A 14,198-nucleotide genomic window follows, 5' to 3' on the forward strand; every position below is an offset into this window, starting at 1 on the left:
AGGGGGCGGGTCGTCACTCAGCTCAGGTCGAGCAGGGTCAGCAGTTCGTCGTTGTAGAAGTCGTCGATGGAGCAGGCGCCCGACAGCGTCGAGAAGTAGCGGTCGATGTGCTCCTGGTGGCCGACCAGTTTCTGCAGCATCTCGACCCGTCCCTGGGGCTTGAGCTCGGCCACGTTGAGCGCGCCCTGGTAGTGGCTGAGGGCTTCGCCGCTGAGGTCGTTCTCGTAGCGCCGCAGCGCGGTCCTGAGGGCGGCGTCGTCGTGCAGTCGGGCGCCGATGCGGTCGGTGAGGGACTGGGCCTGGACGAAGGCCTCGGTGATGCCGCGGGCGGTGATGGAGTCCTTGTGGTTGACCGCGTCGCCGACCAGTACCCAGCCGGGCCCGTAGGCCTTGCGGAAGTAGTTCTCCTGGTGGCCGGTGCCGTACAGCTGCTCCACGCGCCGGCCCGCCGACATCCGCTCGTACAGCTCGGGGGCCGTGGTGCGGAAGGTGTCGAGGTAGAAGGGTTCGACTCCCTTGCGGACGTCGTTGTACTCCTCCTGCGGGAAGTAGGTCATGAGCAGGGTGAGGTCGTCGTTGGTGGGGATGACGCCGACCCAGCGGCCGGGCCGCTCGTACAGCTCGAAGTGCGAGGGGACGTCGGCCCAGTAGCTGTAGTAGGTGCAGGTGACCCGCGGGTGCTCGATGACGTTCTGCGCGCCCGCCTTGCGGGCCACCAGCGAGCGCATGCCGTCCGCGCCGACGACCAGGCGGGCCCGCTCGGTGGTCTCGGTGCCGCCGGGCGTGGTGCAGCGCACCCCCACGACCCGGTCGTCCTCCCACACCAGGTCCTTGACCGTGCAGGACTCGCGGAACTCCACGCCGGCCGCCACGGCGCCCTCGGCCAGGACCGGGTCCAGGACGTAGCGGCGCGGCGCGTAGGTGTACCGCAGGCCGTCCAGCGGCAGGGAGAAGCCCTCGATGCGGACGCCGGGGCCCTCGTAGCTCTGGTGGGTGATCGGGCGGCAGCCCGCGTCGCGGAGTCTGTCGAGCAGTCCCCACCGGTTGAGCAGCGACATGCCCTGCATGTGGATGTAGTGCGAGGACAGGGTGTCCTGGGGGAACTGTGCCTTCTCCAGGAGCAGGACACGATAGCCCTGCCGGGCGAACAGCATGGCCGTCGGCGAACCCGCACAACGGGCACCGATGACAATCACGTCGTACATGGCGCGCCTCTCTTGCCGAATAGGTGGTGAACGCAGCTTCCGGCCGCGGCCGGAAAAAGCCCTTTTGGTGTGGAGCGCGCTGCGCGGGGCGGCGGGCCCGCAGGTGCTGCCGGGCGCGGACGGGACGCGGACAGGCTCAGGGGGCCAGTGCGCCCTGGGATTCGATGTACGCGCAGATCGAGGCGATGGTGGGGTTGAGGAACATCTGGTCCATGGGGACCTCGACGCCCAGCTCCTCCATGAAGGCGCCCTGGATCTTGACCATGATCAGGGACTGGCCGCCCAGGGCGAAGAAGTCGTCGTCGGCCGCTATGTCGTCGCGCTGAAGTTCCCGGCACCAGATGGCGCGGACGCTGTCGGCACTCATCGTTGTCCTTTCCGTTGCTCGTCAAGGGGCGTTCGGCTAGGCCGCCGTGCCGCTTTCGGCGTACGTCCTGAGTGAGTCGAGGAGGGCTGCGCGGTCGACTTTCCCGTGCGGGCTCAGCGGAAGCCGCAGAATGTTCACGAAGCGGGCCGGAACCATGTTCCGCGGCAGGGTGCGCAGCAGGCGGGTGCGGACCTCGTCCTCGGTGAGCTCGTTCCTGGTGGGGACGATGAACGCGGTCAGCTCGGCCTCGCCGGAGTCGGTGTACGTGACCGCCACGGCGGCCTCCCGGATCCCGGCGAGCTTGCCGAGGGCGCGCTCGATGTCGGTGGGGTCGATCCGCATCCCCCGCACCTTGACCTGGGCGTCCATCCGGCCGGCGACGACGAGGTGGCCGGCCTCGGTGACATGGCCCCGGTCGCCCGTGCGGTACAGCCGCACCGGTGCGCCGTCGACGACGACGGTGGTGAACTTGTCGTTCTCGGGGCCCGCGGCACCCAGGTAGCCGGCGCCGACGCCGGCCCCGGCGATGCAGATCTCGCCGTACTCCCCCGGCCCGACACCGCGCAGCTGCTCGTCGAGGAGGTGGATGTCGGTGTTGTAGGCGGGTGTGCCGACCGGCGGGATGTCCTGTTCGCCGGAGCGGTACTGGGCCAGGTCGTAGGAGGTGGCGACGTCGGTGCACTCGGCGACGCCGTACTGGTGCAGGAGGGTGCAGGTGTTGCCCTCGCGCCGGGCCCAGCCGGTGAGCCGTTCGGGTTTGAGTGCCTCCCCGCCGAAGAGCACGTAGTCGAGCCGGGTGAGCGCGTCACCGCCGCGGGCCCGCTCCCAGTCCACCAGCACGTACAGCGTGCTGGAGGCGCAGTGCACCACGCGGATCTCGTGTTCGTTCAGGATGCGGTAGGCCATCATCGCGTCGAAGTTGCGGCTGGCCATCAGGTACTGGGTGGCGCCGCAGAACAGCGGCGTCATCAGGGCCCGTTGGGAGAGGTCGAAACCGAACGCGCTGACGACCAGGTTGTGGGAGCCGCTGTGCAGGCCGTACTCGAGCGTGAGCCAGTTCATCAGGTTGAACCAGCCCTCGTGGCGCACCGCGGTCAGCTTCGGCGTACCGGTCGACCCGGACGTGAAGACGGCGTAGCACACGTCGTCGCCGGTGACGGGGACGCCGGGTGAGGTCGCCGGGAGGGCTGCCAGGTGTCCGGAGAGCTGTTCGAGGTCGACGACGTCGACGGCCGCGTCGTCGACCATGGCGGCCGTCGCCGGGGAGGCCACGATCAGGGCGAGGCCGGGGACCTGGCCCAGCAGCAGCTGGAGCCGGGCCGCCGGGTAGGCCGGGTCGAAGGGTACGTAGGCCGCGCCCGCCTTGAGCGTGCCGAGGATGGCGACGAGCATGTCGGGCGAGTAGTCGAGACAGACGCCGACCTTCGCGCCCCGGCCGTGCCCGCGGGCGGTGAGGAAGTGCGCGAAGCGGTTCGCCCGCGCGTCCAGCTCTGCGTACGTCACCTGCCGGCCGGCCCAGACGACGGCGACGGCGTCGGGGGCGGCCTGCGCGTTCGCCTCGAACTGCTGGTGGACGACGGGCTCCGGGGGCAGGGCGACCCGCTTTCCCTGAAGGATCATCAACTGACTCCGATGTGAAGGAGGGTGCGGACCGGACGGGGTGCCGGCGCGCCACAGGTGAAACGGTGGGCGGCCGGCCCGTCGGGCAGGCCCTAGGCGGCCGGCCGCACGGCGGCGGGCCGGCCGAGGGTTTCGAGGACCTGGGTCACCCACTTGTCAAGAGGCAGACCGTGCGCTGCGGCGGCTTTCGAGCAGTACTCCAGCTGGCCGGCGGACAGCTCGATGGTGAGCGTGGTGACGTTCTGCCGGTTGGCCCCGGCCGCCGGGCGGGGTGCTTCCTGCTGCTCGTCACCGCCGCAGGGGGTGGGAGCCGCGTCGTTCTGCACGGCGAGGCCGGCGCGCAGTGCCCTGCGCAGTTCGTTGCGCGACCACTTCTGCGCCTCGGCCTTGCGCAGCCAGTAGTCCTGCTCGGCCGGCGCCAGGCGGGTCACCTCGGCGTGGTGGGCGAAGCTGAGGCTGTCGTGCCTGCGGTGGTGCTCGAAGCGCCTGGCCACCCACGCGTAGTTGCGCAGGGTCTGGTAGTCGAGCCCGGTGCGCTCGATCGCCTCCTTGTAGCGCCGCCACCCGTAGGTGGCCTCGCCGTAGATCAGCCAGTCGGCGAGCCACCACGCCGAGGAGTTCACCAGCTCGCGCAGGTTGGTCCCGATCTGCTCCCAGGACCGCTCGGGCAGGTTCTGCGGGAACGTCATCCCCGACTTCTGCACCGTGGCCTGCCTGCCCACGAAGGACAGGAACACCTCGCGCTGCGCCGGCTCACCACCGGTGTCCGCCGGCCTCGCCCCGTACCTGCTCGCGGTCCTCACAGCCCCCGTCACAACCCTTCATCTCCCCACTCGACGTGTCTTGTCCGGCATGGGCCTTGTCACTCGGCCGAGCGCCCCGGCTGCGTCGCCGCCGAACCCGCGGAGCCGGGCACCGCGGGCCGCGGCGCCCGCACCGGGGCCCTCGGGTCCAGGGGCGGACGGGTGCCGCCCGCGGTCAGGTCCGCGAACGGCGCCGCTGTTCAGTCCGCCGCCATGGCCTCCTGCAGGCTCTTGGGGCGCAGGTCCGTCCAGTTCTGCTCGACGTACTCCAGGCACTCGGTCCTGGCCGCCTCACCGAAGACCACGCGCCAGCCCGCGGGCACCTCGGCGAACACCGGCCACAGGGAGTGCTGCTCCTCGTCGTTGACCACCACGTAGAAGCGGCCGTCCGCGTCGTCGAAAGGGTTCGTGCTCACCTGACACCGTCCTTGTCCGTCATGAGGTGACTCGAGATGGGAAATCGCCGGGGCCGGGTGCACGAGGGCACCGGGTGCGGATCGCGCCGGGCGGTGTCCGTCCGGTCGACAGGACACTTCGCTGTCCGGTCGACGGGACACCCCGGTGGCGGCCCCGGCGATGCCACGTCACCGTAGGGACCCGGCCCTCGGCGCAACAAGGGCGCCGGGCGTGCCGGCCCTCCCGCCGGCCGCCCGCACCTGCGCCCGCCCGGATCCCCTGTACCGCGCCGCTCTCCTGTGCCACGATGCCGCGCTCGCGGGGGCGCCTGAGGATCACTCAAGAGCCGCCACACCTGCGGCGGAGCCCGCTGGGTGCCTCGTCCCGGCGGCCCGGCACCCCTCTATGGTGCGAAGGTGCGCCGTCCGATCCGAGGGGGAGCGATGGACAGCACCCGACCCGCCCTGCGCCTGTTCGTCCTGCACCACGCGGGGGGCTCCCACGTGCTGTACCGGCACTGGCCGGCCGCGCTGCCCCCCACGTGGGACGTGCGGCTGCTCGACGCCCCCGGCCACGGTCTGCTCCTCGACCTGCCGCGGATCAGCGACGCCGGCCGCCTCGCCGACTTCCTGCTGGACGGCATGGCACCGGAACTCACCTGCCCCTACGCCCTGTTCGGACACAGCATGGGGGCCCTCGTGGCGTACGAGATCACCCGGCGGGCCGCCGGCCGGGGCCTGCCGCTGCCGGTGTGGGTCGGGGTCTCCGCCCGGCCCGCGCCGCAGCCGGCGGGGCCCGGGCCGCGGTACCACGAGCTGCCCGACGCCGAACTGCAAGCCCGCCTGAAACAGCTCGGCGGCACGCCCGAGGAGGTCTTCGACGACCCCGGCCTGTGGAGCGTGTTCGCCCCCGTCATCCGCGCCGACCTGCGCCTGGTGGAGACCTGGCGGCCCGCTGAAGACGCCGCTTTGCTGCCCGTGGCGCTGTCCGCCTACGCGGGCGCCGGGGACCCCTTTGCCGCACCGCCGGGGATGGCGGCCTGGGCGGAGCACACCGAACACTTCCTCGGCCTGCGGGTCCTGGACGGCGGCCACTTCTACTTCCAGGACGATCCCGGCCCGCTGCTGCGCCACATCGAACTCGACGCGAGGGCCGCACTCGACGCGACGGCCGGCGCGGCACGCACCTGACGAACCCCGCCTCCCGCGCCCGCAGGACACCGGCCCGCTTTGCACCCGGCCTGCGCGGGAGCGTACTGCGCGGCACGACCCGGGGGCGTCCGGTGCCGTGAGCGTGCTGCGCGGCCCGGCCCGGGGGCGTCAGGCGTCGCTTGAGGTGAGAGCGGGCGGGGGCGCGACGGCGGGCGCCGGCCCGCCGCGCAACGGCGGCAGGTGAACCCCGGGACGGGGCCGGTCGCCGGGGCGGCGTGCCACGGCCGGGGACAGGCGGCCGGACTGCTGCGGCACACCTCGCCGTACCGGCCAGCACCACACCCGGGCGCTGCCACCGGCCCCGGTACGGCGGCCATGTCACCCCGCGCGGGAAAGCGCCGCGTCCCGGCTGCGCTGCCGCCCCACGTCGGCGACCTGACCGCGCGAGCGGTACGGCGGCCATGTCACCGCGCGCAGGAAAGCGCCGCGCCTGCGCCGTGCGCCATGCCCCCGGGACGCAGCCGGTGCCGCAGCCAAGGGCACCCCGGCACGGGGATGCGCCGTGCACCCGGGCCGCCCCCGCCGTGCCCTCACGCGGCCCGCGCAGGGCCGTGTGCCGCCGGTACGGCGGCCATGTCACCCCGCGCAGGGAAGCGCCGCGCCTGCGCCGTGCGCCATGCCCCCGGGACGCAGCCGGTGCCGCAGCCAAGGGCACCCCGCCCGGGGATGCGCCGTGCACCCGGGCCGCCCCGCGCCGTGCCCTCACGCGGCCCGCGCAGGGCCGTGTGCCGCCGGTACGGCGGCCATGTCACCCCGCGCGGGAAAGCGCCGCGCCTGCGCCGTACGGCGCAGTCACCCGGGACGCAGCCAAGGGCACCCCAGCACGGGGGTGCGCCGTGCCCCGGGCCGCCCCCCGCCGTGCCCTCACCACGGCCCGCGCAGGCGCCGCCGGTACGGCGGGCCAGGTCTCCCCCGCGCGGGGATGCCCCGCGCCCGCGCCGGCGCCCCCTGGGCGCGGGGATGTGCCGCGCCCGAGCCCGCGCCGTGCAGCGGCAGGAGTCGGTCCGGGGCGCGGTGCCGGGCCTGCCCCGGGCCGCCCCGCACCGGCGCCGCCCGTGCCGTCGGGCCCGGTGGGCCGGCGTGTACTCCCGGCCAACTCCCTTGGCGTGCGCGCCGCGTGACCCGTCGGTCCCGCGGGGCATCCGGTGTGCCGCCCGACCGCTTTGTCGTTGTTCGCGGTCTTGCTGCGCACGCTATCCGCACACATCGGCGGTGACCTACTCTGCCGCCGACGGACCGCACAAGTACGGCATCAGCCAATGAGAGACGACTGTCAGGAGCGGGGAAATGACGATACGGATGAGGCCGAGAGCCGGCATGGTCGGCGTGGCGGCAGTCGCGGTCACGGCCACCGTCCTCACGGGTCCGGCCCGGGCGGACACGGCCGGCGGGGTGTCCGCCCATCAGGCGACGCAGGCCGCGATCGAGGCGGCCGTCGCGGCGGGTGTCCCCGGCGTCACCGCCGAGGCGCGCGACGCCGACGGCGTCTGGAAGACGGCGGCGGGCGTCGGCAACCTGAAGACGGGTGAGCCGCGCGGCAAGAACGACCGGTTCCGCGTCGGGCACCTCACCAGCACCTTCGTGGCGACGGTTCTGCTGCAGATGGAGGCGGAGAAGAAGCTCAGCCTCGACGACAGCGTGGAGCGCCATCTGCCCGGACTGGTGAGCGGCAACGGCAACGACGGCCGTGCGATCACCGTGCGCCAGCTCCTCAACCACACCAGCGGCCTGCCCGACTACTTCGCCGACAGCGACTACGTCGCCACCTACGTCCTGGGTGAGGGCTACCTCCAGCACCGGTACGAGACCATGCCGCACAGCAAGCGCGTGGAGGTGGCCCTCGCCCACCCGCCGATGTTCGCGCCGGGGGCCAGGCACGGGTTCTCCAACACCAACGACGTCCTGGCCGCGATGGTCGTCGAGAAGGTGGGCGGCAGGGCGTACGAGGACGAGGTGCGCAAGCGCGTCATCGAGCCCCTGGGGCTCAAGGCGACGTCCACTCCCGGCACCGGCGCGCAGCTGCCCCAGCCGAGCGGGCGCGGCTACTCCAAGCTCTTCTTCGACACGAAGCCGGACCGGATCGACGACGTCACCGAGGTGAACGGCTCGCAGCTCTGGGGCAACACCGACATCATCTCCAGCGCCGGCGACCTGAACAGGTTCTACGGGGCGCTGCTGCGCGGGAAGCTGCTGCCGGCGCAGCAGCTGAAGGAGATGAAGACGACCGTCGTCAACCCCGACTTCCCGATCTCCTCCTACGGGCTGGGCCTGGAGCGGCTGACGCTGGGCTGCGGCACCAGCATCTGGTACCGCGACGGCGGCACCGTGGGGTGGCTGTCCCTGGTCGCCCTCACCGACGACGGCCGTCACCAGCTCACGTTCAACTACAACGGTGACTGGCGGGCGGACGAGATCCTGTCCATCCTGAGCGCCGAGTACTGCGGCACGTCCTCGCGTACGCGCTGACAGCCCCGCCCCACCCTCCTTGTGTGCGCGGGCCGGCACCAGCAGGACGCCGGCCCGCGCCCCGCCCGCGGATGCCGGGACCCCTCCCGGGGTCTTCGGGTCGCGTCCCGGGCGGCAGCCGGCAGCCGGTGTGGTGCGGGCACGGCGCCGGTGAGCTGCGGTGGTGCGGTCCCGCGCAACCTCCCAGACTTGTCATGGGCATGGTGAGGGTGATTGCTGGCGGGGCTCGGGCCGCGTTAGAACGGCATGTCTGCCAACGGGGAGGATCCATGAAGGTGCGAGTGGCCGTGGCGGGAGCCAGCGGGTATGCGGGGGGTGAGCTTTTGCGCCTGCTCCTGGCCCATCCCGGTGTGGAGATCGGTGCGCTGAGCGGGCATTCGGGCGCGGGAGAGCGGCTCGGTGCGCTGCAGCCGCACCTGGCGCCGCTGGCCGGGCGGCGGGTGCAGCCGACCACCGCCGACGTCCTTGCGGGGCACGACGTGGTCTTCCTGGCTCTGCCGCACGGCCATTCCGCAGCCCTGGCGCGGCAGTTGGGCCGGGAGAGCCTGGTCGTCGACTGCGGCGCGGACTTCCGGCTGGCGGACGCGGGTGACTGGGAGAGGTTCTACGGCTCGCCGCACGCGGGCACCTGGCCCTACGGTCTGCCCGAACTGCCGGGCGCCCGGGCCGCGTTGGCGGGCGCGCGGCGCATCGCGGTGCCGGGCTGCTATCCGACCGCGGTGCTGCTGGCCCTGTTTCCCGCGTACGCGGCGGGGCTGGCCGGGCCCGAGGCGGTCGTCGTCGCGGCGTCCGGCACGTCCGGCGCGGGCAGGGCGCCCAGGGCGGATCTGCTCGGCAGTGAGGTCATGGGTTCCATGCGGCCGTACGGCGTGGGCGGCGGCCACCGGCACACCCCCGAGATGAGGCAGCACCTGAGCGCGGTGGCCGGCCATCGGGTCGCCGTCTCCTTCACCCCGACGCTGGCCCCGATGCCGCGCGGCATCCTCGCCACCTGTTCCGCCGCGGCGCGGCCCGGGACCAGCGCCGAGGAGGTGCGGGCGGCGTACGAGAAGGCGCTGGACGGTGAGCCGTTCGTGACGCTGCTGCCCGAGGGGCAGTGGCCCGCCACCGCGGCCGTGCACGGATCGAACGCCGCGCAGATCCAGGTGGCCCTGGACCCCGAGGTGGGCCGGATCATCGTGGTGAGCGCCATCGACAACCTCACCAAGGGCACCGCGGGCGGTGCCGTGCAGAGCATGAACGCCGCCCTGGGCCTGCCCGAGGGGCTGGGGCTTTCCACCACCGGAGTCGCACCGTGAGCCGGGGCCCGTCACCGGCGGTCCGCAGGGGCGCCGGGCCGCAGGCGGCGGCGAGGGCCGCACTCCTGCGCCGCGCGGGCGCCGGTGACATCAGCCGCCGGTGCGGCGGGGCCGACGAGGAGATGCAGTGAGTGTCACCGCAGCACGGGGCTTCACCGCGGCGGGCATCGCCGCGGGAATCAAGCAGAACGGTGCCCGGGACCTGGCCCTCGTCGTCAACGAGGGGCCGCGCTGTGCCGCGGCGGGTGTCTTCACCTCCAACCGCGTGCAGGCCGCTCCGGTCCAGTGGTCCCGGCAGGTGCTGGCGGGCGGCCGCGTCCGCGCGGTCGTGCTCAACTCCGGTGGCGCCAACGCCTGTACCGGGCCGCAGGGCCTGCGGGACACCTGCGCCACCGCCGGGAAGGCCGCCGGGCAGCTCGGCCTGGACGCGGCGGACGTGGCGGTCTGCTCCACCGGGCTCATCGGCGTGCCGCTGCCCATGGACCGGGTCCTGGCCGGCGTCCAGAGCGCCGTCACCCGCCTGTCCGACTCCGGCGGCCGGGACGCGGCCCTCGCCGTCATGACCACCGACACGGTGCACAAGACGGCCGCCGTCACCCGGGGCGGGTGGAGCGTCGGCGGCATGGCCAAGGGCGCCGGCATGCTCGCACCTGGCCTGGCCACCATGCTGGTGGTCCTGACGACGGACGCGGACGTCGGCAGCGGGACCCTGGACCGGGCGCTGCGGGCGGCCACCCGGGTCACGTTCGACCGTGTCGACTCCGACGGCTGCATGTCCACCAACGACACCGTGCTGCTCCTCGCCTCCGGCGCCTCCCGCATCACCCCCGGCTACGAGGAGTTCGCGCAGGCGGTGCGGGCGGTCTGCGGCGACCTCGCCCGGCAGCTCGTGCGGGACGCCGAGGGCGCCGGCAAGGACATCAGGGTCGAGGTCGTGAACGCGGCGAGCGAGGACGACGCCGTCGAGGTGGGCCGCTCCATCGCCCGCAACAACCTCCTCAAGTGCGCCGTCCACGGCGAGGACCCCAACTGGGGCCGCGTCCTGTCCGCCATTGGCACCACCGCCGCCGCCTTCGAGCCCGGCCGGCTCAACGTCGCCATCAACGGCGTGTGGGTGTGCAGGAGCGGATCGGTGGGCGAGGACCGCGCACGGGTGGACATGAGCGGCCGCGACGTCACCATCACCGCGGACCTGGCCGCGGGCACGGACTCGGCCGTCATCTGGACCAACGACCTCACCGCCGACTACGTCCACGAGAACAGCGAGTACTCCTCATGAGCGCTTTTGCCTCTCCCCCGCCGTCCGGTGCGGGCCGCCCGGGCGAGGACACGGCCCTGCCCAAGGCCCACGCCCTGGTCGAGGCGCTGCCCTGGCTGGCACGCCATCACGGCAAGACGGTCGTCATCAAGTTCGGCGGCAACGCCATGGTCGACGACGCGCTGAAGGCGTCCTTCGCCAAGGACGTCCTGTTCCTGCGGCACGCGGGCCTGCACCCCGTCGTGGTGCACGGCGGCGGACCGCAGATCAGCGCACAGCTGCGGCGCCTGGGCCTCGAGCCCCGGTTCGAGGAGGGCCTGCGGGTCACCACCGACGAGACCATGGACGTCGTGCGCATGGTCCTGGCCGGTCAGGTGCAGCGCGAGCTGGTCGGGCTGCTCAACGAGCACGGCCCGCACGCGGTGGGCATGACGGGTGAGGACGCCCGCCTGATGACCGCCGTCAGACGCTACGCGCACCGAGAGGGCCGGCCGGTGGACATCGGGCGCGTCGGTGAGGTCGTCCACGTCGACGCCGGGATCGTGCAGGCCCTCATCGACGACGGACGCATCCCCGTCATCTCCTCCGTCGCCCGGCCCCAGGACGACAAGGACGCCGCCCAGGGCGGTGTCTTCAACGTCAACGCCGACACCGCGGCCGCGGCACTGGCCGCCGCGCTCGGCGCCGAGGCGCTGCTGATCCTGACCGACGTCGGGGGCCTGTACGCGAACTGGCCGCACAGCGACGAGGTGATCCCCCGCCTCAGTGCCGGAGAACTCAGCCGGCTGCTGCCCCGGCTGGCCTGCGGGATGATCCCCAAGATGGAGGGCTGCCTGTACGCCGTGAACCACGGGGTGCGCAGCGCCCGCGTCGTCGACGGCCGGGTCGAGCATGCCGTCCTGCTGCAGATCTTCACCGACGAGGGCGCCGGCACGGTGATCGTGCCGGACGCCGGCGCGGGCTTGGAGGAAGCGACGGCATGAACGAGGACCCGGGCCCGGGCCGGGCGGGCAGTGCGGCGGCGGCCTGACCTCGCCGGCAGACCCGTTTTCCGGGTGCCGCCCCGCCGCTCCTCAAAGTGGCGGGGCGGCGTTCGCGTTGCGGCCGGCCGCCTGGCTGCGGGGCCGTGTGGGGGCTCACGTCCGGCGGGTCTCCAGTTCGTTGGCGAGGCGCAGCCAGTGGTCGGCGCAGCGGCGTGCGGCCTGCGCGAGGATGTCGGCGCGGTGTCCGGGCACGCTGCGTGCCAGGCGCAGCCACTTCGCCTCGTCGCCGATCGAGTGGACGTTGAGCATCTGCAGCAGCATCCGGCCGGCCTCCGTGCGCAGGGAGGGGTCCTTGCACACGTTGGGCAGGAGCAGCCCGATGGCGGCCGCGGAGGCGCGTGTCGCGGGCCGGGGCGGGCCCGGCTGCGGGAGGGTCCCGGGGCCGGCGGGTGAACTCGCGCCGGGTGCGGGCCTTTTGGGCAGGAGGGGGTCCTGTCCCTGGCGTATGCGGTCGCGTACGTCCTTGGCGGTGGCGGTGGCGATGCCCGCCTGCTGGGCTATCTCCCGCAGTGATGCGGCGGGGTTGGCGGCGATGACCTGGCTGGCCCGCAGCCGTCCTTCGGTGGCCTGCAGCGGCCGGGTGCGCCCGTCGCGGCCCACGCGCGTGTTCAACTGCGCGTTCTGGTCACTTGAACGGCGCCGGATGGAGGCGACGGTGCCGGCGGCGAGGCCGGCGGTGGCGGCGATGCGCCGGTCTGACCAGTGCGGGCGGGCGTGCAGGATCCGCTGTGCCGCGGCCGTCCGGTCGGCCGGTGACAGCGGCAGTCCGTGGGTGGTGTTGAGCCGTACCGCCAGGGTGAAGGCCTCCGTCTGCCCGCCTTCGAAGAACTGTGCGTTGATGGTGGCATCGCCGCGCAGCCGCGCGGCCTTGAGCCGGTGCATGCCGTCGATGACGCGCATCGTCGCGCGGTGCACCAGGATCGGCGGCAGCGGCGACTTGAGGGCGGCGAGCATGCGGACGCGGTCGCTGTTCTCGCCGTCGATGCGCGGCGAGTCGGCGTCCAGCAGCGCGTCCAGGGGCACCGCGGCCACGCGGCGTCCCGGGGCCGGCTCCCCTGCCGCGGCGGGGCCGGACACAGCCGGTGCGCTGTCGGCGGTGATCAGGTGAAGACCCATCACAGGCCCCTGTCCCGCGCCGTGGCACCGGGCCGCCCGGCCGCCCGGCGGCTGCCGCGCACTTGTGCGGCGGTGTTCACGAGGTGCATGTCCACGTACGGCTCCCCTCTGCGGCCATAACGGCCACGAGGCACAAAATACCTGCCCGCCGGTTCTTTTCCACGTTCCGGTGGCCGATTTACGCGCGCCGGGGATGCGAACCGTAAGGAAACATACCCACCGGATTCCCGGAGTGTTGGGGCGGTGGTGCCGCCGGGCGGAATTCCGGGCCGCGGTCCGGGACAAGGGAACCGTGCCGCGGCGCAGGAATTCGCCGGGCCCCGGCATGCCCCGCGGGCACCGGGAAAGGAAGAAGAAAAAAAGGGGGGGTGCAGGGCGCGCGCGGGGCCCGGTGGCCGTGGGGTGTCCCGTCGGCGGGACAGCTCCGCCGGGCCTGGAGGGATCACGGGCCCGGCCGCGGGAGGGCACCGATGATGCCACCGGAAGACGGCGCCATGCCGCGGGGACGTTCGACGTGCACTCGTTCGAGTGCCGCTCCGGTACCCCTCCATCCCGCCCTGCGAGGGTTCTCACCGGTTATGGGACCCACCTCATGGAGGCATGATGACGCGTCAGGCCGGTCAGACCGCAGGGTCGCACAACGGCCCGGCAGCAGCTCCCGCGCAGCCCCCCGCACGCACCGCGGGTGCCGGGCCGCGCCGGGGCCAGGTGCTGACGACCAGGGTGGGTCTGCAGATGCCGGCCAAGATGGCCTACGACGAGTGGGAGCGGGCCGGGCGCCAGCTCGCCGACGTCCTGGACTCCTCGTCCTGGTGGCTGGGCGACTGGCTGGTGTACGGCAAGGACCACTACACCGACCGCTACCAGCGGGGGATACGGGCCGCGGGCCTGTCGTACCAGACCCTGCGCAACTACGCGTGGGTCTCGCGGCGTTTCGACCTCACCCGGCGCCGGGCCGCCCTGAGCTTCCAGCACCACGCCGAGCTGGCCTCCATGCCGGTCGAGGAGCAGGACCTGTGGCTGGAGCGCGCCGAGCAGCGGCAGTGGACCACCAAGCAGCTGCGCGGCGCCATCCGCGCCGCGCGCCACAGCGAGCAGCCGCCGCCCGCCGCCGCCGAGCCGAGCCGGCGCCTCGATGTCCCCGGCAGCCGTTTCCAGTGCTGGCACCGGGCCGCCCAGCAGCTGGGCGTCGACTTCGAGCAGTGGGTGATGGCCGTGCTGGACAGTGCGGCGGCCAGCGCCCTGCAGGAGCCGGGCACGGCCGGGGAGCGTGCGGAGGTCACCGGGCTCACGTCGGTCAAAAGCCTGCCCGCGCCGGCCGCGGACGCCGGTGCGGACAGCACCCGGCCCAAGGGCCCGGCGGAGCGGGTCCCGGTGGCCATCAGCGCCTGAACCCGCCGGCGCCGGGGCCACCG

At 73.4% G+C, this 14,198-nt stretch carries 12 protein-coding genes; 6 read left to right on the forward strand and 6 right to left on the reverse strand.

Features of this window, described 5'->3' with window-relative positions:
- Positions 1-17: 17 nt before the first annotated feature.
- From AC069T_RS26220 to AC069T_RS26240, 5 genes are all read right to left on the reverse strand, one after another.
- Positions 18-1,205 (reverse strand): NAD(P)/FAD-dependent oxidoreductase, encoded by a 1,188-nt coding sequence (locus AC069T_RS26220; protein WP_478785066.1) that lies wholly within the window; start codon positions 1,203-1,205, stop codon positions 18-20.
- Positions 1,206-1,341: 136 nt separating this feature from the next.
- On the reverse strand, positions 1,342-1,572 hold the full coding sequence (locus AC069T_RS26225; RefSeq protein ID WP_478785067.1) for an acyl carrier protein: 231 nt from the start codon (positions 1,570-1,572) through the stop codon (positions 1,342-1,344).
- 36 nt (positions 1,573-1,608) lie between these two features.
- The gene (locus tag AC069T_RS26230; RefSeq protein WP_478785068.1) at positions 1,609-3,192 is read right to left on the reverse strand and encodes an amino acid adenylation domain-containing protein; all 1,584 of its coding nucleotides are present in this window, start codon (positions 3,190-3,192) and stop codon (positions 1,609-1,611) included.
- Positions 3,193-3,284: 92 nt separating this feature from the next.
- The gene (locus AC069T_RS26235; protein WP_478785069.1) at positions 3,285-4,007 is read right to left on the reverse strand and encodes an LmbU family transcriptional regulator; all 723 of its coding nucleotides are present in this window, start codon (positions 4,005-4,007) and stop codon (positions 3,285-3,287) included.
- A 188-nt stretch (positions 4,008-4,195) separates the two neighbouring features.
- The gene (locus AC069T_RS26240; RefSeq protein WP_476755028.1) at positions 4,196-4,411 is read right to left on the reverse strand and encodes an MbtH family protein; all 216 of its coding nucleotides are present in this window, start codon (positions 4,409-4,411) and stop codon (positions 4,196-4,198) included.
- Positions 4,412-4,834: 423 nt separating this feature from the next.
- On the opposite strand from AC069T_RS26240, the gene AC069T_RS26245 reads away from it, so the two are divergent.
- The 5 genes from AC069T_RS26245 (at position 4,835) to argB (ending at position 11,607) form a co-directional block, all read left to right on the forward strand.
- Complete coding sequence (locus tag AC069T_RS26245; RefSeq protein ID WP_478785070.1) at positions 4,835-5,581, forward strand: thioesterase II family protein; 747 nt, start codon at positions 4,835-4,837, stop codon at positions 5,579-5,581.
- Positions 5,582-6,889: 1,308 nt separating this feature from the next.
- Positions 6,890-8,068, forward strand: a complete 1,179-nt coding sequence (locus AC069T_RS26250) for a serine hydrolase domain-containing protein (RefSeq protein ID WP_478785071.1) — start codon at positions 6,890-6,892, stop codon at positions 8,066-8,068.
- A 269-nt stretch (positions 8,069-8,337) separates the two neighbouring features.
- The gene (argC, locus tag AC069T_RS26255; RefSeq protein ID WP_478785072.1) at positions 8,338-9,366 is read left to right on the forward strand and encodes an N-acetyl-gamma-glutamyl-phosphate reductase; all 1,029 of its coding nucleotides are present in this window, start codon (positions 8,338-8,340) and stop codon (positions 9,364-9,366) included.
- A gap of 127 nt (positions 9,367-9,493) precedes the next feature.
- Entirely contained in the window at positions 9,494-10,645 is a 1,152-nt protein-coding gene (argJ, locus tag AC069T_RS26260; protein WP_478785073.1) for a bifunctional glutamate N-acetyltransferase/amino-acid acetyltransferase ArgJ, read from the forward strand.
- Entirely contained in the window at positions 10,642-11,607 is a 966-nt protein-coding gene (gene argB, locus AC069T_RS26265; RefSeq protein ID WP_478785074.1) for an acetylglutamate kinase, read from the forward strand. The genes argJ and argB overlap by 4 nt, the downstream gene beginning before the upstream one ends.
- A 153-nt stretch (positions 11,608-11,760) precedes the next feature.
- On the opposite strand, the gene AC069T_RS26270 is transcribed toward argB, so the two are convergent.
- A complete protein-coding gene (locus tag AC069T_RS26270; protein ID WP_478785075.1) occupies positions 11,761-12,699 on the reverse strand; it encodes a ParB/RepB/Spo0J family partition protein in 939 nt (312 codons plus the stop codon).
- Positions 12,700-13,383: 684 nt separating this feature from the next.
- Here AC069T_RS26270 and AC069T_RS26275 point away from each other — a divergent pair.
- Entirely contained in the window at positions 13,384-14,175 is a 792-nt protein-coding gene (locus AC069T_RS26275; RefSeq protein ID WP_478785076.1) for an LmbU family transcriptional regulator, read from the forward strand.
- Positions 14,176-14,198: the final 23 nt, after the last annotated feature.

Source organism: Streptomyces sp. NPDC043867 (assembly GCF_056435845.1).

Bases quoted from the DNA above. Each gene is read 5' to 3' on its own strand.
- AC069T_RS26230 (WP_478785068.1), bottom strand. From the start codon at position 3,192: ATGATCCTTCAGGGAAAGCGGGTCGCCCTGCCCCCGGAGCCCGTCGTC.
- argB (WP_478785074.1), top strand. From the start codon at position 10,642: ATGAGCGCTTTTGCCTCTCCCCCGCCGTCCGGTGCGGGCCGCCCGGGC.
- AC069T_RS26245 (WP_478785070.1), top strand. From the start codon at position 4,835: ATGGACAGCACCCGACCCGCCCTGCGCCTGTTCGTCCTGCACCACGCG.
- AC069T_RS26275 (WP_478785076.1), top strand. From the start codon at position 13,384: ATGATGACGCGTCAGGCCGGTCAGACCGCAGGGTCGCACAACGGCCCG.
- AC069T_RS26225 (WP_478785067.1), bottom strand. From the start codon at position 1,572: ATGAGTGCCGACAGCGTCCGCGCCATCTGGTGCCGGGAACTTCAGCGC.
- argC (WP_478785072.1), top strand. From the start codon at position 8,338: ATGAAGGTGCGAGTGGCCGTGGCGGGAGCCAGCGGGTATGCGGGGGGT.
- AC069T_RS26220 (WP_478785066.1), bottom strand. From the start codon at position 1,205: ATGTACGACGTGATTGTCATCGGTGCCCGTTGTGCGGGTTCGCCGACG.
- AC069T_RS26250 (WP_478785071.1), top strand. From the start codon at position 6,890: ATGACGATACGGATGAGGCCGAGAGCCGGCATGGTCGGCGTGGCGGCA.